This window comes from Saccharothrix sp. AJ9571 (assembly GCF_021725495.1).
In the GTDB taxonomy this organism is placed as follows: Bacteria; Actinomycetota; Actinomycetes; order Mycobacteriales; family Pseudonocardiaceae; genus Amycolatopsis; species Amycolatopsis magusensis.
On record NZ_CP091382.1, the window covers coordinates 7,144,357 to 7,165,928 of the forward strand.

At 68.8% G+C, this 21,572-nt stretch carries 16 protein-coding genes and 1 pseudogene; 11 read left to right on the top strand and 6 right to left on the bottom strand.

The features are described 5' to 3' along the window. The first annotated feature begins 10 nt into the window (after positions 1 to 10). Genes sbnB through L3Q67_RS32390 form a run of 4 tightly spaced genes read left to right on the top strand, consistent with a single transcriptional unit; the run spans position 11 to position 3,903 of the window. Entirely contained in the window at positions 11 to 1,072 is a 1,062-nt protein-coding gene (sbnB, locus tag L3Q67_RS32375; protein ID WP_499185224.1) for a 2,3-diaminopropionate biosynthesis protein SbnB, read from the top strand. A gap of 14 nt (positions 1,073 to 1,086) precedes the next feature. After that, the gene (sbnA, locus tag L3Q67_RS32380) at positions 1,087 to 2,115 is read left to right on the top strand and encodes a PALP domain-containing protein (protein WP_499185225.1); all 1,029 of its coding nucleotides are present in this window, start codon (positions 1,087 to 1,089) and stop codon (positions 2,113 to 2,115) included. Next, on the top strand, positions 2,112 to 3,044 hold the full coding sequence (locus L3Q67_RS32385) for a DrrA family ABC transporter ATP-binding protein (RefSeq protein ID WP_499185226.1): 933 nt from the start codon (positions 2,112 to 2,114) through the stop codon (positions 3,042 to 3,044). Before sbnA ends, L3Q67_RS32385 begins: the two co-directional genes overlap by 4 nt. Positions 3,045 to 3,054: 10 nt before the next feature. Then, positions 3,055 to 3,903, top strand: coding sequence for an ABC transporter permease (locus L3Q67_RS32390; protein WP_499185227.1), 849 nt, complete (start codon positions 3,055 to 3,057; stop codon positions 3,901 to 3,903). Positions 3,904 to 4,020: 117 nt separating this feature from the next. On the opposite strand, the pseudogene L3Q67_RS32395 reads toward L3Q67_RS32390, so the two are convergent. Beyond that, positions 4,021 to 4,712, bottom strand: a pseudogene (locus L3Q67_RS32395) (DDE-type integrase/transposase/recombinase); the annotation flags it as partial. 153 nt (positions 4,713 to 4,865) lie between these two features. Beyond that, on the bottom strand, positions 4,866 to 5,672 hold the full coding sequence (locus L3Q67_RS32400) for a hypothetical protein (protein WP_499185228.1): 807 nt from the start codon (positions 5,670 to 5,672) through the stop codon (positions 4,866 to 4,868). Positions 5,673 to 5,899: 227 nt separating this feature from the next. On the opposite strand from L3Q67_RS32400, the gene L3Q67_RS32405 reads away from it, so the two are divergent. The 7 genes from L3Q67_RS32405 to L3Q67_RS32435 all read left to right on the top strand — a co-directional run bounded on the left by L3Q67_RS32405 (position 5,900) and on the right by L3Q67_RS32435 (position 16,882). Continuing rightward, positions 5,900 to 9,697: a WD40 repeat domain-containing protein gene (locus L3Q67_RS32405; RefSeq protein ID WP_499185229.1), complete on the top strand. Its 3,798-nt coding sequence runs from the start codon at positions 5,900 to 5,902 to the stop codon at positions 9,695 to 9,697. Between the two features lie 161 nt (positions 9,698 to 9,858). Further along, the gene (locus tag L3Q67_RS32410) at positions 9,859 to 10,170 is read left to right on the top strand and encodes a hypothetical protein (protein WP_499185230.1); all 312 of its coding nucleotides are present in this window, start codon (positions 9,859 to 9,861) and stop codon (positions 10,168 to 10,170) included. A gap of 39 nt (positions 10,171 to 10,209) precedes the next feature. Continuing rightward, complete coding sequence (locus L3Q67_RS32415) at positions 10,210 to 11,358, top strand: WXG100 family type VII secretion target (RefSeq protein ID WP_499185231.1); 1,149 nt, start codon at positions 10,210 to 10,212, stop codon at positions 11,356 to 11,358. Between the two features lie 6 nt (positions 11,359 to 11,364). Further along, positions 11,365 to 11,778, top strand: a complete 414-nt coding sequence (locus tag L3Q67_RS32420) for a hypothetical protein (RefSeq protein WP_499185232.1) — start codon at positions 11,365 to 11,367, stop codon at positions 11,776 to 11,778. A gap of 214 nt (positions 11,779 to 11,992) precedes the next feature. After that, positions 11,993 to 13,789 (top strand): serine/threonine-protein kinase, encoded by a 1,797-nt coding sequence (locus tag L3Q67_RS32425; protein ID WP_499185233.1) that lies wholly within the window; start codon positions 11,993 to 11,995, stop codon positions 13,787 to 13,789. Continuing rightward, positions 13,786 to 15,618 (top strand): serine/threonine-protein kinase, encoded by a 1,833-nt coding sequence (locus L3Q67_RS32430; RefSeq protein WP_499185234.1) that lies wholly within the window; start codon positions 13,786 to 13,788, stop codon positions 15,616 to 15,618. The genes L3Q67_RS32425 and L3Q67_RS32430 overlap by 4 nt, the downstream gene beginning before the upstream one ends. 1,033 nt (positions 15,619 to 16,651) lie before the next feature. Further along, positions 16,652 to 16,882, top strand: a complete 231-nt coding sequence (locus L3Q67_RS32435; protein WP_499185235.1) for a hypothetical protein — start codon at positions 16,652 to 16,654, stop codon at positions 16,880 to 16,882. Between the two features lie 550 nt (positions 16,883 to 17,432). Here L3Q67_RS32435 and L3Q67_RS32440 read toward each other — a convergent pair. The 4 genes from L3Q67_RS32440 to L3Q67_RS32455 all read right to left on the bottom strand — a co-directional run bounded on the left by L3Q67_RS32440 (position 17,433) and on the right by L3Q67_RS32455 (position 21,481). Beyond that, the gene (locus L3Q67_RS32440; RefSeq protein ID WP_499185236.1) at positions 17,433 to 17,882 is read right to left on the bottom strand and encodes a hypothetical protein; all 450 of its coding nucleotides are present in this window, start codon (positions 17,880 to 17,882) and stop codon (positions 17,433 to 17,435) included. A gap of 25 nt (positions 17,883 to 17,907) precedes the next feature. Then, positions 17,908 to 18,642 carry a hypothetical protein gene (locus tag L3Q67_RS32445; protein WP_499185237.1) on the bottom strand — a complete coding sequence of 245 codons (735 nt, stop codon included), beginning with the start codon at positions 18,640 to 18,642 and terminating at the stop codon, positions 17,908 to 17,910. Positions 18,643 to 18,795: 153 nt separating this feature from the next. After that, a complete protein-coding gene (locus L3Q67_RS32450) occupies positions 18,796 to 20,022 on the bottom strand; it encodes a Rossmann-fold NAD(P)-binding domain-containing protein (RefSeq protein ID WP_499185238.1) in 1,227 nt (408 codons plus the stop codon). Positions 20,023 to 20,038: 16 nt separating this feature from the next. Beyond that, entirely contained in the window at positions 20,039 to 21,481 is a 1,443-nt protein-coding gene (locus L3Q67_RS32455; RefSeq protein WP_499185239.1) for an MFS transporter, read from the bottom strand. Positions 21,482 to 21,572: the final 91 nt, after the last annotated feature.

The window sequence follows — 21,572 nt, forward strand, 5'->3', positions numbered from 1 at the left end:
AGCAGCACAAATGCCATCCCAGACGCAGATCCCGCCGTTCGCCGTGATCCCCGGCGCGCAGGTGCACAACGTGCTCTCGGGGCAGGAGACGCGGGTGATCGAACTGGTCGAGGACGCCTACCGCCTGCACGGCCGAGGCGACACCGTCAACCCACCCTCGTACTTCCTCCGCTTCCCGGATCGACCGAAATCCCGGATCATCGCCCTGCCCGCGTCCATCGGCGGACCGTCGAGAGTCGACGGTCTGAAGTGGATCTCGAGTTTTCCGGAGAACGTCGAGTCCGGTATTCCACGCGCCTCCGGGGTGCTGGTGCTGAACGACTACGAGACCGGCTACCCGATCGCCTGCATGGAGAGTTCCATCATCAGCGCCATGCGCACCGCGGCGTCGGCGGCGCTGGCGGCGGACTGGCTGACCAGGGCGACGGCCCGTCCTCGGACGATCGGTTTCGTCGGCGGCGGTTTGATCGCCCGGTACATCCACACCTTCCTCGCCGGGGCGGGGTGGGTGTTCGACGAACTGGCCGTGCACGACCTCAACCCGGCGCACGCCCGTGATTTCCGTTCCTACCTCGAGAAGGCGAGCCATGGCACGCGGGTCACCGAGTACGGGCGCGCTGAAGCACTGATCTCCTCGGTGGACCTCGTGGTTTTCGCCACGGTCGCGGCCAAGGCCCATGTCACCGATCCGGCCGCTTTCGAGCACAACCCACTGGTGCTGCACGTGTCACTCCGCGATCTCTCGCCGGAGATCGTGCTCAACGCCGCCAACGTGCTCGATGACGTGGACCATTGCCTCAAGGCCGAGACGTCCCCGCACCTGGCCGAGCAGCAGGCGGGGAACCGGGACTTCATCGACGGGACGCTGTACGACGTGATGACGGGGGCGGTGGACCTGCGCCGTGACCGGCCGGTGTTGTTTTCGCCGTTCGGCCTCGGGGTCCTCGATCTCGCGCTCGGCAAGTACGTATACGAGGAGCTGCGCGCCGGCGGCAGTATCTCCTACGTTGACGGTTTCTTCCACGAGACCAGCAGATACGGCGATGCGCCGCCCGATGGCGCACGGCGTTGAGACGAGCGATCACGATGCCGGTGATCACCACCCCAGGTGAATTCAACGTCGAAGACCTCTACGTCGACCTGAAACCGATTCTCGGCGGGTCTCTGTACCTGAAGTGCGAGGGGTTCAACTTCGCGGGCTCGATCAAGTTCAAGGCGGCGGCGGAGATGGTCGCCGCGGCGGAACGTTCCGGTGTGCTCACCGAAGGCTCGATCCTGGTGGAATCCTCCTCCGGGAACCTGGGGGTCGCCCTGAGCATCATCGCCGCCAGCAAGGGGTACGGCTTCCTCTGCGTCACCGACTCCCGCTGCAACCTCAACTCGAGGCAGCTCATGCGGGCGATGGGGACGGAGGTGCAGGTCGTCACCGAATCCGACGAGGCGGGCGGTTTCCTCGCCGCCAGGATCGAGCACGTGCGACGGCTCTGCGCCTCGGACGGTCGTTTCGTCTGGCTCAACCAGTACCGCAACGAAGACAACTGGATGGCCCACTGGCGGACCACCGCGCCGGCCGTTGCCCGCCAGTTCCCCGAGCTGGATGTCCTGTTCGTGGGTGCGGGTACCACGGGAACCCTGATGGGCTGTGCCCGGTACTTCCGGGAATCGGAACGTCAGGTGCGGGTGGTCGCCGTCGATTCCGCCGGCTCGGTCACCTTCGGCGGGGAGGCCGGACCCAGAATGATCCCAGGACTCGGCACGAGCGTCCGGCCCGCGTTGCTGGACGAATCCTATGTGGACGACGTCGTGCACGTGACGGAAACCGAGACGATCCGGGTATGTCGTTTGCTGGCCGCCGCGGGCTTCGTGTTCGGAGGTTCGACCGGCACGGTCATCGCGGGAGCCCAGCGGTGGCTGGCCGCCCGAGCCGGCCCAGGCGAGCTCACCGCGGTGGCGATCGCACCGGATCTCGGGGAGCGATACCTGGACACGATCTACAACGACACCTGGGTGACCGAGAGTTTCGGCGGTGACGCGCTGCGCGAGACCGAGTTGGATCGGATCGTGTCCGGCGCGGGGAACGCGAACGGCGCCCGGCCGAGGAGTGACCGGGTATGAGCGACATCGCGATCAGGACGGAAGGCCTGACCAAGCGCTTCGGTCCAGTCCAAGCTCTGGACGGCGTGGACATCGAGGTGCCGCGCGGCACTGTTCTCGGGCTCCTCGGACACAACGGCGCGGGCAAGACGACGCTGGTCAACATTCTGTCCACGGTTTCGCCGCAGACGAGCGGTACCGCCGAGGTCGGCGGGTTCGACGTCCGAAAGCAAGCCGGACAGGTACGCAAGAGGATCGGGCTGACCGGGCAGTTCGCCGCGCTCGACGGCGAACTGCCCGGCTTCGACAACCTGGTGTTCATCGCCCGGTTGCTGGGGGCGAGCCGGAAACAGGCGAAACTGCGCGCGACCGAACTGATCGAGGCGTTCGCGCTCACGGCGTCGGCGGGCCGACCGGCGCGGACCTACTCGGGCGGCATGCGCAGGCGGCTCGATCTCGCGGTCGGCATGGTTGCCCGGCCCGCCGTCCTGTTCCTCGACGAGCCGACCACCGGGCTGGACCCGGAAAGCCGGATCGGGTTGTGGGAACTTGTGGAACAACTGGTCGACGAGGGCACCACCGTGCTCCTGACCACCCAGTACCTCGATGAAGCCGATCGGCTGGCGGACCTGATCACCGTGCTGGGTGCGGGGCGGGTCATCGCGTCGGGCACGGCGGAAGAGCTGAAGGCGGAGGTCGGCAGCCGGTCCATCCGCATAACACTGGCGGGGCACTCGGACGCTTTGCTCGTCGTGGCGGCGCTCAGCCAGGCGGGCTTCCAGCCGTCGACGGACGAACTGCCACAGACGGTCACCGTGCCGGCTGGCAGTTCCACCGACCTGGCGGCTGTCATCCGGGCGATAGACGGTGTCGGGGTGGAGTTCGGTGCGCTCAGTCTCGCCGAACCGACTCTCGATGACGTCTATCTCTCGCTCACACGGAAGAAGTAGGGGAACGACGATGGCGATCCAGGAACGCACATCGATCCGCGAGGCCGCCGAGCCGGGGCGGGACACCGGCCGGTGGGGGCGTTCCAGCGTGGCAGGCCAACTGTGGGTGCTTACGGTGCGCCAGGTACGCGTCGTCTACGCGGACCGCCGGATCGTCCTGTTCAACCTGCTGCAGCCCTTGATCATGCTCGTGCTGTTCAGCCAGGTGTTCGGCAGCATGGCCGATCCCGCTGTGCTGCCGCGGAGCACCAGCTACGTCGACTTCCTGATGCCCGCGCTGCTCGTCACCACCGGGATCGGGTCCGCGCAAGGGGCGGGCACCGGCTTGATCGGGGATATGGACAGCGGCATGGTGTCCCGGTTCCGCTCGATGCCGGTGAATCCGTTCTTGGTGCTGCTCGCTCGTTCGCTGACCGATTTGACCCGGGTGATTTCGCAACTGCTCGTCTTGGTGGTGTGCGGGGTGGTCCTGCTGGACTTCGCCCCATCGGGTGGCTTTCTCGGGCTCACCGCCGCGCTGGTGCTGGCAGTTGTCCTCGTCTGGTCGCTGATCTGGGTCTTCATCGCGCTGGCAGTGTGGCTGCGCAGCGTGGAGGTGCTCTCGAGCATCGGTTTTCTCGTCACCTTCCCACTCATGTTCGTCTCCAGCGCGTTCATTCCAGTGGAGGCCATGCCGGACTGGTTGAGGGTGGTGTCGGCGTTCAACCCGGTCACCCACGCGGTGGACGCATGCCGTCGCCTGGCTCTCGGGTGGGATGGGAGCGGCCAGGTTGCGCTCGCGCTCGCGGCGAGCATCGGGCTGGCCTGCGCCGCCGCCGTATCGGCAGTCCGTGGTTTCAAACGGCCGCCCGGAGAATAAAGCTTTGAACGCTAGCAGGTGAGGCACGCGCACGATCCCCGAGATCGACACTGAAACCAAACCGGCCCCGTGACCGGATGCCAGGACCCCGCCGGGGCGATCATGACCAGGAAGCCAGGTGCGTTTGTGGGTGATGCCGGTGGTGGTGAGGGCCTCGCGCCAGGCTCGGGACCGGTAGCAGGCCCCGTTGTCGGTGAGTACCCGTGTGACGGTGATGCCGTGCGCGGTGAAGAAGGCGTGGGCGCGGCGCCAGAACGCGACCGCGGTGTCTTTCTTTTCGTCGGGCAGGATCTCGGTGTAGGCCAGCCGGGAATGGTCGTCGACGGCGTTGTGCAGGTAGTGGTAGCCGATCCGGGGTTGCCGTGCGGGTAGCGGGCGGTGGTGGTGGCGCGTTTGTGGACATCACCGGCTTGTCGTCCGTGCACGCGGTGTCCGCCGCCGTCGGGGATGTTGCCCAGTTTCTTGATGTCGACGTGGATGAGCTCCCCGGGGGTGGCGCGTTCGTAGCGCCGGATCGGCCGGCCGGTGGCGCGGTTGAGGTGAGCCAGGCGGGCCGGACCGGACCAGCACACGATGGACCGTGGCGGGGTTGAGTCCGAGCAGGTAGCCGATCCGGGTCGGCCCCCACCGCCGCAGCACCCGGACCTTGACGATCCGCCGTTCGGTGCGCGTCGGGTCCGGCGCGGGCTGGAATGCGGGTGTGAGAACCGGTCGGTCATGCCCGCCTCGCCCTCGGCGCGGTACCGGCCGGCCCAGCGCTGCGCGGTGGACACCGAGACCGGGAACCGCTCAGCGGCCCGCCGTAGCGGACATTCCTAGTGACCGCCGCCGCGTCGGCGAACAATGCGCCCCGCCGGGTGAGGTGAAACGCGTTGGCGATCGGTGCCCCGGCGATGGGTGTTCGGACTGCGGACGCTGCCCGCGGGCGGTGAGCCGGCGAGCAGCGTTCGGGAGCGGTGGTTTCAGCGTGTGTTGTGCCACCAGCTCACGTAAGCCGGCCAGGTTGGGTAGGGCCAGATGTAGCTGTGGACTTCGGGATTGGGCTCACCGTATTGGGCGGTGGCGCGTTCGTGCTTGTCGCGGACGCCGTGGTCTCGGAAGCGCGGCGAGGCGCAGTGCCCGTACTTCGAGTTGTAGGCGCGTCCCCGTGTCCAGTCGTGGGAGCATTTGTAGACCGCTCCGCAGGCGTAGTGGATGGTCGGGTGGTAGCCGGTGTCACGGAAGTACTTTTCCGCCTGTTCCTTGGTCTTCATGTTCACCGCGACGACCCGTTTCGGGTTCGTGGCGGGGAGTGGGTTCACCTTCTCGCCGCAGGCGTTGAGCGCCGCCAGGCTGAGTTCGTCGGTTTTCGGGCGTGCCGCCTGCGCCGCGGCGATCTCGGGATCCTCGAGCAGTGCGGTGACCAGTGTGAACTGGGACAGGTCGATGTCGGTGAGTCGCACGCCGCGCGCGATCTGCGACATCATGAAATTGTTCGCGGACACCACGTCCTCGGTGAGGAGCACGATTTCGTACGGGACGTCGCGGGCGGCCGCTTGCTGGTCGAAGCTGTGTCGGCCCTGCTCTCCGGTGATGTGTTCGGCGGCCTCCGCGATCTGCCGGTCGAGGTCTCCCGCGCGGGCGATCGTCGTGAGCCTCTCGACGGTTTCCGCATAGGTTAATGCTGATGTGGCTGCCGCCGGTGCCACTGCCGATCCCGTGACGATGGCGACGGCGAACCCCAGCACGATGACAGGTCTGCGCAGCACGCGCAGTGAGCGTTTCCGCATGGGTGATCCCCGATCGATTTCCTGGAATGAAGGTGAATTCAACGTAAGGACGGGGAAGGTGAGCGGCAATGGCCGGACGGTGTGAACTTCCGGCGCGGACGCGGAATCCGGCTTGGCCAGGAGATCGGGGTGCAAGTTCGGACGAAGTCGCACAGGGCGTGCTCACTATCCGATACCGTTCAGCTACGCGAAATGACCGCCAGGAGCTGGCAAGGGGAGGTGCTCTGGTGGGGGATGAGGATGTCGACCCGGCCTCGGTGGATTCGATGGCGGCTTTCGGAGCCGCGTTGACGCTGCTGAAGGAGCGGTCGGGCAGGTCGCTGAGCCAGCTGGCGAGCGCGACCACCGGGCGCGACGCTGAAGGCGGGCACGGGTTGAGCCGGAGCACGCTGAACGGCTATTTCAAGGGCAGGCACTTACCGCAGCAGGGGGTGGGGCGGGAGTTCCGATTGCTGCTGCGCGAGCTGGGCGTGTGCGGTGACGAGCAGTGGGAGGCGTGGTGGGCGGTGGTGGAGCGGCTGCGCCGCCGCGGCCGCAGCGGAGCGGGGAAAAAGCGCAATCCGTACCCGGGCCTGCGGTCGTTCGATACCGCCGACGCCGCGCACTTCTTCGGCCGGTCCGCGCTGACCGAACACCTCGTCGACAAGGTCACGGTGCAGGCGGGCAGCGGGAAACCGGTCATGGTGGTGGGCCCGTCCGGGGCGGGGAAGTCCTCGCTGCTGCGGGCGGGGCTGTTGCCCCGAATGATCGACGCGGGCTGGCCGCCCGTCGTGGTGTTGCCGGGACGATCACCGTCGGCGGAGCTGAAGGCACGGCTGGCCGCGGCCAGTGTGGGCCCGGGGGGCCGGTGCCTGCTCGTGGTCGACCAGCTGGAGGAGATCTTCGCGGCTGACGTCGAGGACGGCGAGCGGCGCGCATTTCTGACCGCGGTGTGGTCGACAGCGCGGACGGGAGCCGTGGTGCTGGGGTTGCGCGCCGATTTCTACGGCCACGCCCTGCGCCATCCGCAGCTAGCCGCGGCGTTGCAGGACGAGCAGGTCGTGGTCGGCCCCTTGACCGGACCGCTACTGCGAGCGGCGATCACCGAGCCGGCCCGCGCCGTGGGGATGGCCGTGGACGACGGTCTCGTCGAGCTACTGGTCCGCGAGGTGTCGCCGGGCGCGGTCGGCGACGCGGACGCCGCACACGACCCGGGGGCACTGCCGCTGCTCTCGCACACCTTGCAGGCCACTTTCGATGCGGCTGTCGAGCGTGGGCAGGGCGGGCTCGGCATCGCTGACTACCGCGCGGTCGGCGGTCTCCGGCACGCTATCGCCGGCTCCGCCGAGGCGGCCTACGGCAACCTCGACCCGCAGGCACGGCCGGTGGCGCGGCGGATCTTCCTGCGCCTGGTGCACGCCGGGGAAGCCGCGGTCGACACGCGACGGCGGGCCGAGCGTGACGAGTTGACCGGCGACCGGTCCGATGCCGAGGCCGAGCAGATCGACGACATCCTCGACACCCTGATCGCGCACCGCCTGCTGACCGCCGACGACACCTCGGTGCAGATCAGCCACGAGGCACTGCTGCAGGCCTGGCCGCGGCTGCGGGCCTGGCTCGAGGAGGACCGCGCGGGCAGGCAGGTGCACCGACGGCTGACCGTGGCCGCCCGCACCTGGCGAGACCACGGGCGCACCGAGGACGACCTGTTCCAAGGCGGGACCCTCGCGGTGGCGCTGAGCTGGGCCGAGGAACACCGACACGACCTCAACCCGCTCGAACGCGAGTTCCTCGACGCCGCGGCCGCCCGGCGCGCCGCCGAGCTGGCGGCCACCCGGCGCCGGGTCCGGCGCCGGTATCAGCTCCTCAGCGCGGCCGTGGTCATGGTCGTCGTGGCGGCGAGCGCGCTGCTCTACGCCTGGCGCACGCAGGACGCGGCTGCACGCGAGGGCAGGGTGGCGCTCTCGCGCGATATCGCGATCAAAGCCGAGCGGTTGCGCGCGTCGGATCCGGCGATGGCCGCGCAGCTGGCTGCGGTGGCCTATCGCAGCGCCCCCACCGCCGAAGCCCGGTCCGCCCTGCTGGATTCGGCGGCGCACCCGGTGCCCGCCAGGCACCTCGGCGTGGGCAGTCCCAGCCACGTCGTGGCAGCCACGGCCGGGGTGCTGGCCACCGGTGCCGACGACGGCACCGTGGCCCTGTCGCGGGCCGGACAGCACACCCCGGCCGGGCCGCCGCTGAGCGTGGGCAGCCGTGCCGCGGCCATCACGCTCAGCGCCCAGGGCACCTTGCTGGCAGTGGTCGGTGAGCGAGGCACGGTCCGCGTGTGGAACATCGGCGACCTCGCGGCTCCGGTCGAGCTGGCCACGATGGCCGGGCCGGTCGGGGAGGTCGCGTCGGTGGCCTTCTCCCCGGACGGTCGTACGGTCGCCGCGGGCGGCGCCGACGCGAAGATCCACCTGTGGGATCTCGCCGACCCCAGCCGGAACACGGTGCTGGCCGGCCCGCAGGGCGCGATCACCAGCGTCGCCTTCGCCCCGGACGGCACGACACTGGCCGCGGGCAGCCGGGATCGCGCCGTGCACCGCTTCGCCCTGGGCGACCCGGGCGGGCCACGGGCACTGCCGGTCCTGACCGGACCGAGCGGCCAGGTGTTCTCGGTGGCATTTTCCCCGGATAGTCGCATGCTCGCCGCGGGCACCAGCAGCGACCGCTCGGTGTTCCTCTGGGATGTCGCCGACTCCGCCACGCCTGTGCCACGTGGCACGCTCACCGGCCCGGCCAGCTGGGTGACGTTCATCGATTTCAGCCCCGGCGGCGACCGGATCATCGGGGCCAGTTCGGACCGCAAGCTCTGGGAATGGGACGTCGCGTCCGGGAAGGTCCAGCGCACGCTGCCGCACGCGGGTGTGCTCACCACGGCCCACTACGTCGACGAGCACACGATCGTGACCCTCGCCGAGGACGGCGTCACCCGCACCTGGACGGTCCCGGGCCCCGTCATCGACGGCTTCGGCGACACGGTGTACGCACTGGACTTCACCGGGCAGGGCACCACACTCGCCGTCGGTCCGGGAAGTCAGGACAACGCGATACACCTCGTCGACGCCGCCGACCCTGCCCGCCCCGCGCGCATCGGCGAACCCCTCGCCGCAACGGGTGGCCTGGGCAAGCTGAGCGGTCCCCTCGCGATCGACTCCGGCGACCGGCTGCTCGCGGCCGGGACCGGTACCGGCGGGGCCCACCTGTGGGACATCGGCGACCCGGCCCGCCCGGCACCGGTCGCGGATCTCGGCGTGGCCGGTTCGACGGTGGCCTGGGTGGAGTTCCAGCCCGGCGGCACCGGACTCGCGGTGGCCACCAAGGACGGCACCGTCACGCTGCTCGACCTGACTGCCCCCAGCCACCCCGTGCGGCTGGCCGCGTTGCGCGAATCCGGCAGCGCGCTCAACGACGTGCGCTTCAGCCCGGACGGCAAGCTGCTCGTGATGGGCAGCGACGACGGCAACGCCTACCTCTACGACATCACCGACCGCCGCCAGCCACGCCTGCTCACGACGTTGCCGACCGGGGAAGCCGCGACCTCGGTGGCGTTCAACTCCAGCGGCACGCTGCTCGCCGTCGGAGCCGCCGCCGACGACAACGTCCACCTGTGGCGGCTGAGCGCCTCCGGCGAGGCGACACCGGCAGGCGGATCGCTGGACGGCCCGGTCGCCGACCTGCACCACATCGCCTTCCACCCGCACCGCGACCAACTCGCGGCCGCGAGCATCGACGGCACGATCTGGCTGTGGGACCTCAGCGACTCCGGCGAACCCGAGCACGACGCCACCGTCACCGCGTCCGACGACGCGGCGATGTCACTGGCCTACAGCCACGACGGCGCCCTGCTCGCCGGCGGCAACCGCGACGGCACCGTGCGCCTGTGGCCCACCGACCCCGAGACCGCCCTCCGCCGGCTCTGCGCCACGACCGGCGCCGGAATCACCGCCGAGGAATGGAATCAGTTCATCCCGGACGCGCCCCACACCCCACCGTGTTCCTGACCGGGTGTGCGAGTTCGTCCGAACTTCGGTGCTCGTGATCGAGTTCGTCCTGGTCAACGGGTTCGAACCGCCGTGGGGGGCGGCTCGGGGCGTTGACCGGGATCCGGCGATCTCCCCAGGATGAATTCATTCAGCCGCACCAAACAAGGGGAGCTATCGATATGCGAAAGATCATCACCGCCATTGCCATGACGCTGACGGTCGCTGTTTCCGGGGCAGTCGCGGCCGCGCCGGCATCAGCGGCGAAAGGACCGCGCGTCAAAGGCACCTCGGCGCAGAACTCGGCCGTGTACATCAAAGGCGGAGACCTGGTGTACATCCCAGGCGGTACCACCCTCAAGATGATCTGCTGGTGGGACGCCGTCGGGCGGATGTTCTACGTCCAGATCACCTCTGGTGAGTACAAGGACAAGTACGCCGACATCCACTCGAAGGCCGTTGCCGGTCAGGTCACCGTTCCGCACTGCGACTGACCGCGGGCACGGGGCTCACCACACCATCGAGGGGATCGAATGGGATTCACGGCGAACGAAGCCGATATCGGGAAGCTCGGCGAGCTCGTCAGAGCATGCGGAGACGATCTGGGGCGCCTGGTCGACAGCACCGGTATGGGGGCCGGCACCAACGGCGGCGTGTTCGGCACCGCGCTGGGCGGGATGCTCGAACAGGCACAGGGCCCCTACAACGCGATCTGCGACACCGCGAAGGCTGACACCGCCACCGCTGCGCGGCTGGCCACCGACTCCGGGGTGGCATTGGGTGAGGCGGCGAAGTACTACGCCGCCGATGATGACGCCCACGCCGCGGCGCTGGATCGGACCGTGCCCGCCGGCGCCTTGCCGGCCAGACTGGAGAAGGCCCCGGTCGAGGGCGACACCGGCGAGCCGTTCTCCAAGTACGACGAGGACCCGATCGAGACCGCGAAGAAGAACTACGAGCGCGGCACCGGCATGGAACGCCCCGACTCCGACGCCTTCAAGCAGCGCTGGGGACTCAAAGTCGCCGAGGAGATCAGCGCGGCCACGGGCAAGGCGTCGTTCAGCAGCGACCTGCGCGCATTCCTCACCCACATCGCCGGCAGCGACATCCTCGAGACCATGATCGGCGCGCTGGGCCCCGGCGGCTGGGAACTGCTCGACGCCCAGGCGGTGGCGTTCCAGCAGGGGGCCGACGCGGTCGAGGGGATCAGGAAGAACCTGGACCGGGGCCGGTTCGACATCCAGGGCGGCTGGGCAGGCAACGCCGCCGACGAGGCGGGCCGCTGGCTGGAACGCTTCAGCGGCTGCCTGGCCCAGCACCGGGACTTCCTGCTCACCGGCGCCGAGGAGATCATGGCGTTCTGCCGCACGATGTACCTGAACATGGAACAGCTCAACGCCCTGGTCGACCTGCTGATCGACAAGCTCGTCGGCCTGCTGCCCATCCTCGAAGCCGCCGACATCGGCACCGCCATCCTGAACATCCTCAAAGGCGAGGACAAACTGCACGTCGTCGCTTCGCTGATGGTCACTCTGGCCGACATCGACGACTGGATCTGGTCAGCGCACCAAGGGGTGTCGGCCTTCGTGAGCATGCTGCACCGAGCGCAGGTCGACGGCCCGGTCAACGCCGCGCAATGGCCCCCCGAGCCCTACGTCGTGCCCCAGCTGATGAGGAAGTAGCGCACCGTGAACGAGCATTTCGACCAGACCGGCGAGCGCCGGCACGCGACCGACATCGCGCTGCGGATCATCGCCGCCAACGGGACCGGCGCCCAGCAGGCGACCGCGAAGGACGTTCTGGAAGGCCGTCACCGGCTCCAGGACCTGCTGTACCTGCCCGACCACAGCGGCACGCGATTCGCACCGCTCTACCAACTCGCCCAGCCCTGGACCGTCATGTCGGCCGACCAGCGCGCCGAACTCATGCGTGACGCCGACACCGCCGTAGCCGACATCGTCTCACGAGTCGCGGCCATCGAACTCCCGCAGGCCGACCGCGACCACCAGCACGGCGAGCCCGACGACGTGGACTTCTCCGAGATCACGTTCTGCGTACCCGCTGTCGAACTCCACCGGCACGACGACCGCGAACCCCGCTGAGCCGTGGCGAATCCGGAAGCCGGGGAACCACGGGCGGATCTGCACCGTCGGAGTCTGACGGAACTGTTACATTGCGGGGCGAGGAGTCACACGGTGCGCCTCGGTATCGGCGGATAGCGGGGTTATGCGGTCATCGAGGACGAATCGGGGAAAGCGTCGTGACGGTGGTGTGATCGGGCAGTATCGGCTACTTGCCTCGCTGGGTGCCGGGGGCATGGGAAGGGTGTCGCTCGCCCAGTCACCCGATGGGCGGCTGGTCGCGGTCAAGCAGATCCATCCGGCGCTCGCGCACGATCCCGGTTTCCGGGAACGGTTCCGGCTCGAGGTGCAGGCCTCGCGCCGGGTTTCCGGGGCGTACACAGCCCCCGTGTTCGACGCGGACCCCGACGCGCCCGCGCCGTGGCTGGCGTCGTTGTACATCGCGGCGCCGACGCTGCAGGACGCTGTCGAGTCGGCGGGGCCGTTGCCGCAGGACATCGTGCGCAGGCTCGCGGTCGGGCTGGCCACGGCGCTGGCCGACATCCACCGCGCGGGGCTGATCCACCGCGATCTCAAGCCCGGCAACGTGTTGCTCGCCGCCGATGGGCCCCGGGTGATCGACTTCGGCATCGCCAGGGCCAGCGAGGGTGACTCGGAGCTGACCCGCAGCGGCGCGATCATCGGCTCACCGGCCTACATGTCGCCCGAGCAGGCGCAGGGGGAGAGGCTGACACCGGCGAGCGATGTGTTCTCCTTCGGCGGGTTGCTCGTGCTGGCGGCGACGGGACGTGCTCCGTTCGCCGGCCGGTCGACGCCGCAGACCTTGTACAACGTCGTGCACCTCGACCCGGACCTGTCAGCGGTGCCGCCCGCGATCCGGTACCTGGCCGAACCCTGCCTGGCGAAGGACCCGCGGCGAAGGCCGACGCCGCAGCAGCTCCTCGACGCGCTCGGCGCGCTCACGCCGAGCCCGCAACCGTGGTCGGCGACCGTGCACGCGCTGATCACCGAGCGCGAGAAAGCGGCGGCGAAGGCGCTGCGAGGCCCTGCTCGGCGCCGGAACAGGATCACCGCCGCCGCGGTCGGTGCCGTTGTCGTCCTCGCCGGTGCGGTGACGATTCCCGCCCTGCTCGCGCGGTCCACGCCGGAGGCGGCCCCGGCCGCCGCGACGCCGACAGCGCACCCCACGCCGTCCACGACAGAGCCGTCGTCCCCGCCCGCACCGTTGAGCCCGGCCGGGCTCCGCACGATCGACCCGTGCAAGGTGCTGTCTGGCCTGAAGGTCACGACCCGCGTGGGGTTCTTCGCCTGCGCATTCACCGGTGACGGGCAGCGCGAGATCTCCGTGGGCGTGCCGACCGGCCCGATCCCGCCGACGGAGGCCACGGAGACCGCCACCGTCGAAGGCATGGCCGCCGCCGTCCAGGCCGAGTCGGACAAGGTCCGGGACACCTGCCGCGCCACGGTCACCCTGCCCGACGATCCGGAGAGCGCGCTCGGCGTGACCGTCGCCCGTGATGACCAGGCGGGCACGACGGCCGAACTCTGCGAAGACGCCAAGGCCAGGTTGGGCGAGGTCGTCCGGAACATCAGCGACGGCAGCGCCCGGCGGCCGGACGAGGACACCACGCTGGGAAAGCTCGATCCCTGCGCGTTGCTCGGCGACGACGAAGCGCAGACGATCTTCGGGGTCCTGCCCACCAAGCGGCCCGGCACGTTGCACAGCTGCGACTGGGACGCCGCCGCCTCGGCCTCCCTCGCCCTGCAGTTCGACTTCCACGACTCGCCACCGTCGGCGGAGGAGACCCGCGGTGAACGGGTCACGATCGGCGGACTGACCGTCTACCAGCGGCCCTTTACCGAATCCGAGCCGAGCGTCTGTGAACTGCGCTGGGTCCAGCACGGTGCCGAAGGGCAGGCGAGGGAGGTCGTGAGCATCCGCGTGCGCCCGCCGGCCGAAAGCAACACCGCCGACACGTGCCGGCAGGCCAGAGACGTCGCGGCGAAGGTCGTGCCGAGGCTGCCGCGATGAAGCCGCTCGACCCCGCCCAGCCGCGCACCGCGGGCCGCTACCGGCTGCTCGCTGTGCTCGGCGAGGGCGCCATGGGACGGGTGCTGCTCGCTCTCTCCCCGGATGGGCGGCTGGCCGCGCTCAAGCAAATCCACCCGGAGTTCGCCCATGACGCGGGGTTCCGCGGCCGGTTCCGGCACGAGGTGCAGGCCTCGCGCCGGGTTTCCAGGGCCTACACCGCCGCGGTGCTCGACGCCGACGCCGACGCCGAGGTTCCCTGGCTCGCCTCGGTCCACGTGCCGGGGCCGAACCTGCGCGAGGCGGTGGACGCGGCGGGCCCACTGCCGCCCGACGCGGTCCGCTACCTCGCCGTGGGACTGACGACCGCGCTGGCCGACATCCACCGCGTGGGGCTCATCCACCGCGATCTCAAGCCGGGCAACGTGTTGCTCGCCGCCGACGGACCCCGCGTCATCGACTTCGGGATCGCCCGCGCCGCCGAGGGCTCGGACCTCACGGGGACCGGCGCAATCATCGGCTCGCCCGCGTTCATGTCCCCGGAACAGGCCACGAGCGACATGCTCACCCCCGCCAGCGACGTGTTCTCCCTCGGCGCCTTACTGGTCATGGCGGCAACCGGACGGGCGCCCTTCACCGGCAACACCACGGCCCAGACCCTGTACAACATCGTCCACACGCGACCCGACCTGAGTGGGCTGGCGCCCGAGATCGCGGCGCTGGTCGAGCCGTGCTTGGCGAAGGACCCGGCGGCGCGCCCGACACCGCAACAACTGCTCGCCCTGCTGGGCCCAGTCCCCACCGGAGCGGGGTGGCCCGACGGTGTGCGAACCCTCATCACGGCGCGGGGCGCGCGTATCCGCGAGGTGCTGTCCTGGCCACTGCCCGAGCCGCCGCCACGGAAACGCCCGTGGGGCAAGGCCACCCCTGTGCTGGCCGGGGCACTGTGCGCGGTCACGGCGGCGTCGTTCGCGGTGGTGCGACTGGACGGCTTCGAGGATGTGGTCGACGGCCGCGCCACGGGACATCCGCTGCCGGCGCGCGAGGCGCTGGCCGACGCTCGACTCCGCCTGGTGGATCCGTGCCGCGTGCTGGACGGGGTCGACGTGGACCCGGTCGGCGAGTTCACCCGGTTTCGCTCCGAAGAGCCCGGCGGATGCACCTACCAGACCTCCGAGAACGACCTCGGCGTCTGGCTGACCATCGGGATGGACAGCGACGCCGGCAGCGATTCGGGCCGGGACGCCGGGAAGGACATCGACGGCTTGCCCGTGCGGCTGACGGACGCGAACACTGGCTGCGGCGCCCTGATCCAGACTCCGGCGCGACCCGAGTTGAGCATCGGGATCGAGTTCCCCACCGGGACGGCCGACTCCTGCGGCCCGGCGACGACCGTGCTGCGCACCGTCGTCGACCGCCTGCGAACCGACGTGTTCCGGTGGGAAGTCCCCGCGAACAGCGCCCTGCCCGTCGATCCGTGCTCCCTGGTGGACGGTGAGACCGCACGATCGGCCGTGGGCGGTGGGTTCAAGGCTTCCCCGTACTTGCTGCGCGCGTGCAGGTGGGAAGGGCAGGTCGGCAGCATGAGCCTCACGGTGAAGCAAGGAGAACCGGGCCAGCCGCCCCGCGGCGCGGGCGAGCCCACGAAAATCGACGGCGTGGACGCGTACCTGTCGCAGGACGACACCGGGTACTGCACGCTCGCCTGGACCCACCGGCAGGTCGACGAAGAACGCACGGAAGTGCTCGAGGTCGAGTCGATGAGGACCACTGACCCGTGCGGCACGGCGACCACGTACGCCAAAGCGGTGATGACGAGACTGTCGGGCTGAGTTCGGCCCGATCACTCGCGCCAGCGGCCGGAACCCGTGGCTCGGGCCGGAACATGAACCCGGCGCCTGGCCGTGGTCGGACCCGAGGAAGTTCAAGCCGCACGCCCACGCCAGTCCCGCGCGCGGCACGACGACTTCTGCGACCGCCGTCACGGGCTCGACCACGGCCCAAGGCCATGGCTTCGGCATGGGCCGGCAACCAGGCCGAAGCCCGGCACCACTGCGCCCCGGCAAGGCGCGCTGGGCCGGGTGTTCCGCGTGTCCCACCGCGGCACGGCGACGGAGACGGCCAGGGTGGTGGGCATGACTCAATACCCCGGCGTGGCTGGCGATTGCCCGGCGCCCCGACCGCGAGAACTCCTCCTCCGGCTCCCGGTTCGTCCGGGCCGACCAGGTCATCGGCGTGCACGTCAGGAAGCTCCACTCCAGGTTCGAGGCGAGGTGTGACCACGATCTTCACCATTGTCATGGGCGTTGTGCGGGTGCTGATCCCTGCACTGGACGACCACATTGGACGCCGCTGCGCGGCGGGCTCGCCGACTTCGACCCGCTCCTGCTCACCGGCGACGGCGTCCACAAACCCTGCCTGGCAACGAACTATCCGACCACGCCGGACGGATCGACGGCGACGCGCAGTACCTAGCCGACGCCTTGGTCGACGCGGCCGTCGCCGTGCCGCGCAGCGACCCGGCCGAGCAGCCTGACAACACCACCGCAATGCTTACCGTCCGCGTGACCAGACCTGTCCTTCCGGCCACGGCTACGCCATTGACGGACGTGGGCTAGGCGTAGGACATGGGCGGCCGCCGCCCTTCACTGCGGGATATTGCCGACGGTGCAGGCCGCCGCAGCCGTGTCTTCGTCAACGAAGGTCGCAACCAAGGCAAGGGTGCACACAACGACGGCCTCTGGCGAGAAATCGGGGGCCGCCGCGACCGCTATGCAGATACCGCCCCTGACAACGCCTACTCGGTAGCCGTTCGATGTGAGAACGCTTTGGCATAGGGCGACGCCCAGAACTGAAACATCACCGTTGGCTGCAGGCGTCGTCGAAGCCGTCGCCGTGCTGACCGAACCAGCGTGCGGCGAAGGCTCTGCGGCTGCGCTGACACCAGACATACATGTGATGGCCATAGTCGCACCGGCTGAGACCACAGCCGCTCGTTCAACGATTCTTGCGATACCCATCTCTTCTCCGATCATGATGATCGACCTACAACAGGCCGTCGTGGTTGAACTAGATGCCATCGGCATCGGCGCATGATGTGCCGGTCGAAGGATCTGACCAGCGCCACTGCCAACACGCCAATAACGGGGTTGCCCGGTTCGCGTACGTCGAAGCGATCCGGACAACCGGGGCACCTCGATCATCGGTACAGCCAGTTGCCCTGGACAAGGCCATACGGCTCTTTCGTACAAACTCGCACAGAGCGTCCTCAGGTGGTGATCACCAGGCCAGCGTCGTCGACCTTCGACAGTCGGGTAATGGGCCCCGGCTCAGCGCAGGTTCGTCGTGCTCACCTGCCTGGGAACGGCATGCCGGTGGGGGAGGAGCCCGCCGCTGGAAGTGCAGCACGGATCGTGCCCAGCCTTACCGTTTCGCCTCCTCAATGCGGTCGACGAGGTTGGCGTGGATTCCTTGCAGCCGTGGCATTTGGTCGAGGCCAACCCGGAGTAGTGGACATCTGACGCAGGCATTTTCGTGTGCACAAGGGGTTCCGTGGTCGCGGCCGCATGTTCCGAGGGCCACTTTCCGCAGCTCGAAGTGGGCGAGGAATTCGTCCCATTCCTGGGCGGTGAGGTCGCGGTATTCCTCACTGGGGCGCTCGGCCCGGCGGCCTGTGACGTGGCCACGAGGCATTCTCGGATGTAGCTGCGCGTGATGGGCCGGTATTCGGTGCCGAAGCGCCGTTGGAACAGGAACGGCATCGGAGAGCTCCAGTTCTGCTCGAACACGTCATAGCTGACACCAACGGCAGGGTGGCGTTGCCCGCCCGCACTCGGAAGATGATCGCGGTCAAGACCTCTCCGAGCTCCGGTGAAACCAGCAGCAGGCGCTCCGCGTCGGTCTTGGATGGAGCGACCTCCAACATCGGCACGACCTCGCCGGTGGTGGGCAGCGTGTAGGCGACGAAACTGTGATGTGTCAGCTCCAGCATCTCCTCGATGCGGATTCCGGTGTGCCGCAAGACTTCTATCGTCGCCCACGACCAGAACGCGGCCGACTCCTCGTGGGTGAGTTCCCGCCGCTTGTCCGTCACCACGTCGATGGCGTAGACCCGGCCGGACTCACCCTGGTGGCAACGCTGCAACTCCTGACCGCCCGCGGTGAACCGGCTCCCGGAGGGAGTGGCCGCGGCGGTGGTGATGCGTTCTTCGGCGTCCCTGCGGTGCTGCTCGACGGCCCGCAGCAACGCCGGCAGCAACGGAAGCTGGGTCCTGGTCCGCTGATCCATCCGGGCTTTGACGCGCGCCTGGGCCTTCTTCCGGGTCACCTCCGACGCCTTGATCGGGCACGGCGCCACCCAGGGCGTCCTCCGGGCCGGGTCGTTCTCTCCACGCCTGCGCGACCTCAGGCACCAGCCGTAGCGAGTCGATGCCGGGGTGGTGGATCTCCAGGTCACGCCAGAACAGTCGGCAGAGGTTGCGGGCGACGGAGCGCAATGAGGTGTGGTCGAGTTCAGGGGATCGCTCGGTGAGGCACTCAACCAGAAGATCCCGGACAGGCAGGCACTCGATGCCGTAGGCGTCGACGATCTGCTCGACGCTGCGGCGGCCGTCCAGCCGCAGCAGGCGCAACCGCTCGGGCGCCGCAGCCGGTAACACGCTGGCCTGCTTGAGCATCGCGTAGAACAACGGCCTGCCCGCGCTGCCCCGCAAGTGGTGCTCCTGCAACGCCTTGGTCAGCTCGAAACAGTCGCCGACGGTGATGTCGCCAACGACGCCGACCTGGCGGATCACGATCCAGGTCAGCTCGTTCAAGGCGTCTGCCGTCCGGGCCATGCCGAGCAGCACCCGGCCCATTCCGCCCTCACCGAGGGCCGCCACGAGCCGGTGGCGCCCGGCCTGCCCCGGTTCGTTTTGAGATTCAGCCACGCGACGCCGGCGGTTCGTCGAAGTGGGAGGCCATGCCCCCGAGGTATCCGTTCATCGCCCGGGGATCATGCCGACGCACACTTACATCTCGCTTACATCGACCGCCACGTCGGAGGTAACCGGCGTGAAATTGGGATCGGGCAGGGTGAGAGCGGTGTGCGCCGGTCGCCCGGTTTCCGGTGGCAACGCAGTGAGGCCGCGAAGTCCGTTGTTGCGTCGCGCGAGGGCTTCGGCGGTCACCGGGAAGAGCGCCGCGTCGCCCGCGTCGACCTGTGCCTGGTTCAGTTCGACGAAGCCACGGGTGCCGTTTTCGTAGGCGGCGAAAGCGACGGTGTGGTCGCGATGGGTGGCCAGTGCCCCGGCGAGCATGTAGGCGCCGACGAGGGCGATGCTGGAGCCCTGACCGGTCAGGAACGACGGGGCATAGGCGGCATCGCCGACGAGACCGACCCGGCCGCTGGACCAGCGGGGCAGGTGGATCTGGCTGACGGTGTCGAAGAACAGGTCGTCCGTGTCCTGCATGGCGGCGACCATGGTCGGGATCTCCCATCCGTCGTCGGCGAAGGTCGTGGCGACGAGGTCACGCTGTGCCTCGGGGACGCGGAGTACGTCGTAGGGTGGTTCGGGGAGGGCGACAACCAGGAAACCATGGAGCTCGTCGCTTCCCTTGACCGCGTAGAGCGCCGCCGCCCGGCCGGGGGAGTTCCAGATCACTCCTTCTTGGGAGAGGCCGAATTTGTTGGGCATGGTGAATCCGGCGAAGCAATATCCCAGATAACGGTGGTATTGCTCCTCGGGTCCGAAATTGAGTTCCCTGGTGCGCGAGTGCAGTCCGTCGGCACCCAGCACCAGATCGAAACTGCGCTGCGCGCCGCTGCGGAAGGTGACATCGACACCGTGCTCGTGTTCGGTGAGCGCATCGATGGAGTCGTCGAATACGTACTCCACTTCGTCCCGGGTGGCTCCGTGCAGGATTTCCGCCAGTGCCCCGCGAGGCACCTCGACATCACGTCCCTCGACTCCGCCGACCACCGTCTGCGGATGAACCGAGGCCACCTCGCTGCCATCGGAATCAAGGAAGGTCAGCCGTTGCGTTTCGATATTCGCTTCCTGGAGCTGCGGCAGGATTCCCATCCGGCGGGCCACCTCCAGTGCGGTGCCGCGCACGTCGATCGGATACCCACCGCCACGCAGTCCGGTGGATTTCTCCACCACCGTCACCGCGAAGCCGTACCGTTGCAGCCAGAACGCGACAGCGGGACCGGCGATGCTCGCCCCGGAGACCAGAACCGTACGTTGTGTTTTCATTTTTTCATCAACTCCGTCAGAGAGACGCCCGAGACGGCGTTTGGGGGCTGACGCGCGACTTTCGCACCAGCATGACAACGAGTACCGCGGCGATCGCGAATGCCGTGGTAGCGATCGTGATATAGGTGAAAACACCCGTTCCCGAGTTCACCGTTTCGCCGTTGGCGACCACGGTGGTCGACTTGAGCACCGCCGCGCCGACGAAGTTCAGCACCACCGATCCGATCGCGATGACGACCATGACCAGGCTGGAGACGATGCCCTGCCGGTCGGCGGGCGCCAGGCTGCCCGCCATGTTGAAGCCGGAGGTGCCGAGTGCGCCCACCGTGAAACCCAGCAGGAACGCGAAGAAGAGCGCGGCGGGGAACTGGGAGACACCGAGGAACATCCCGATGGTGCCCACCGTGCCGAGCGCGACTCCACCGGCCAGGGTCGAGGCCGGTCCGATGCGGGCGGCGAGCGCTCCGGCCACCGGGCCGCCGATCATCACGCCGATTCCCGGCGCCGCGAGCAGCAGAGCCACCGTTCCCTGGCCCGCCAGTCCGTATCCGAGTTGCTGATCCGCCGAGATGTCACCGATCAGGGGAACGAGCTGGAGCATGCTCTGGTACGAACCGGTGCTGAGCACGAGGACGAGGAGCGTGAGCACCAAGGGCGCGCCGAGGTTCCTGACGTCGATCAGGGAGTCGGGCTTCCGGCTCGATACCAGGAACCACCTGGCGAACGCGGTGATACCACCGACGAGGAGAACCAGGGGACCGAAGGCGAGCCAGCCGAACTCCGAGCCGAGGCTGACGTAACTGAGCACCCCGGCAAGGCCGCCGCCGAGGAGAAGGGCGCCCCCGACGTCGATCCGGCCCGGTGTCCTGATCAGGGATTCGGGAATGACCTTGCGCACGCAGATCGCCATCGTGACCGCGACGACGGCCGAGACGAGGAACAGGATCTGGAAGCCGAACTCCGCGGCCAGTTTCTCGGTGAGGAAACGGGAAGCGATGTTGAGCACCGCGGACCCGGAGGTCACGATGCCGACGATGACCATCGCGATCCGGGGTGCGCAGACGTCGCGGACGATCGCGACGGTGAGGAACATGGCGGCCACGGCCGCGCCCTGCAACAGGCGCCCGGGGATGAAGACCCAGATACTGGGAGCCAGCGCGCAGACGAGCGCGCCTGCGCAGCTGATCAGCAGGGTCAGCACGAGCACCTTGCGCTTGCCGTGGACGTCGGCGCTCTTCCCGAGCAGTGGCGCCCACATGACGCCCGCCAGCATCGCGCTGGCGTTGAGCCAGGCCGCCTGGTCGGTGCCGAAGTAGTCGAGCATTTCCGGAAGGACGAGCAGTGGTGCGGTGATGGCCGTGTCGACCATGAAGTTGACCAGAACGAGGACGGCCACCAGGCCGACGAGCCGTCCGTTCCACCTCGTGTGCGGTCCGGCGCCGATCCTGCTCTCGTGCATGAAGGACTCCTTGCGGCGGGATTCGGGGGAGACGGCGTACTCGCCTCACAAGAAACAACACTACACCGTGCAGTTTTCTGCGACTGAGAAT

Bases quoted from the DNA above. Each gene is read 5' to 3' on its own strand.
- sbnB (WP_499185224.1), top strand. From the start codon at position 11: ATGCCATCCCAGACGCAGATCCCGCCGTTCGCCGTGATCCCCGGCGCG.
- sbnA (WP_499185225.1), top strand. From the start codon at position 1,087: ATGCCGGTGATCACCACCCCAGGTGAATTCAACGTCGAAGACCTCTAC.
- L3Q67_RS32385 (WP_499185226.1), top strand. From the start codon at position 2,112: ATGAGCGACATCGCGATCAGGACGGAAGGCCTGACCAAGCGCTTCGGT.
- L3Q67_RS32390 (WP_499185227.1), top strand. From the start codon at position 3,055: ATGGCGATCCAGGAACGCACATCGATCCGCGAGGCCGCCGAGCCGGGG.
- L3Q67_RS32400 (WP_499185228.1), bottom strand. From the start codon at position 5,672: ATGCGGAAACGCTCACTGCGCGTGCTGCGCAGACCTGTCATCGTGCTG.
- L3Q67_RS32410 (WP_499185230.1), top strand. From the start codon at position 9,859: ATGCGAAAGATCATCACCGCCATTGCCATGACGCTGACGGTCGCTGTT.
- L3Q67_RS32415 (WP_499185231.1), top strand. From the start codon at position 10,210: ATGGGATTCACGGCGAACGAAGCCGATATCGGGAAGCTCGGCGAGCTC.
- L3Q67_RS32425 (WP_499185233.1), top strand. From the start codon at position 11,993: ATGGGAAGGGTGTCGCTCGCCCAGTCACCCGATGGGCGGCTGGTCGCG.
- L3Q67_RS32430 (WP_499185234.1), top strand. From the start codon at position 13,786: ATGAAGCCGCTCGACCCCGCCCAGCCGCGCACCGCGGGCCGCTACCGG.
- L3Q67_RS32445 (WP_499185237.1), bottom strand. From the start codon at position 18,642: ATGGGCCGGGTGCTGCTCGGCATGGCCCGGACGGCAGACGCCTTGAAC.
- L3Q67_RS32450 (WP_499185238.1), bottom strand. From the start codon at position 20,022: ATGAAAACACAACGTACGGTTCTGGTCTCCGGGGCGAGCATCGCCGGT.
- L3Q67_RS32455 (WP_499185239.1), bottom strand. From the start codon at position 21,481: ATGCACGAGAGCAGGATCGGCGCCGGACCGCACACGAGGTGGAACGGA.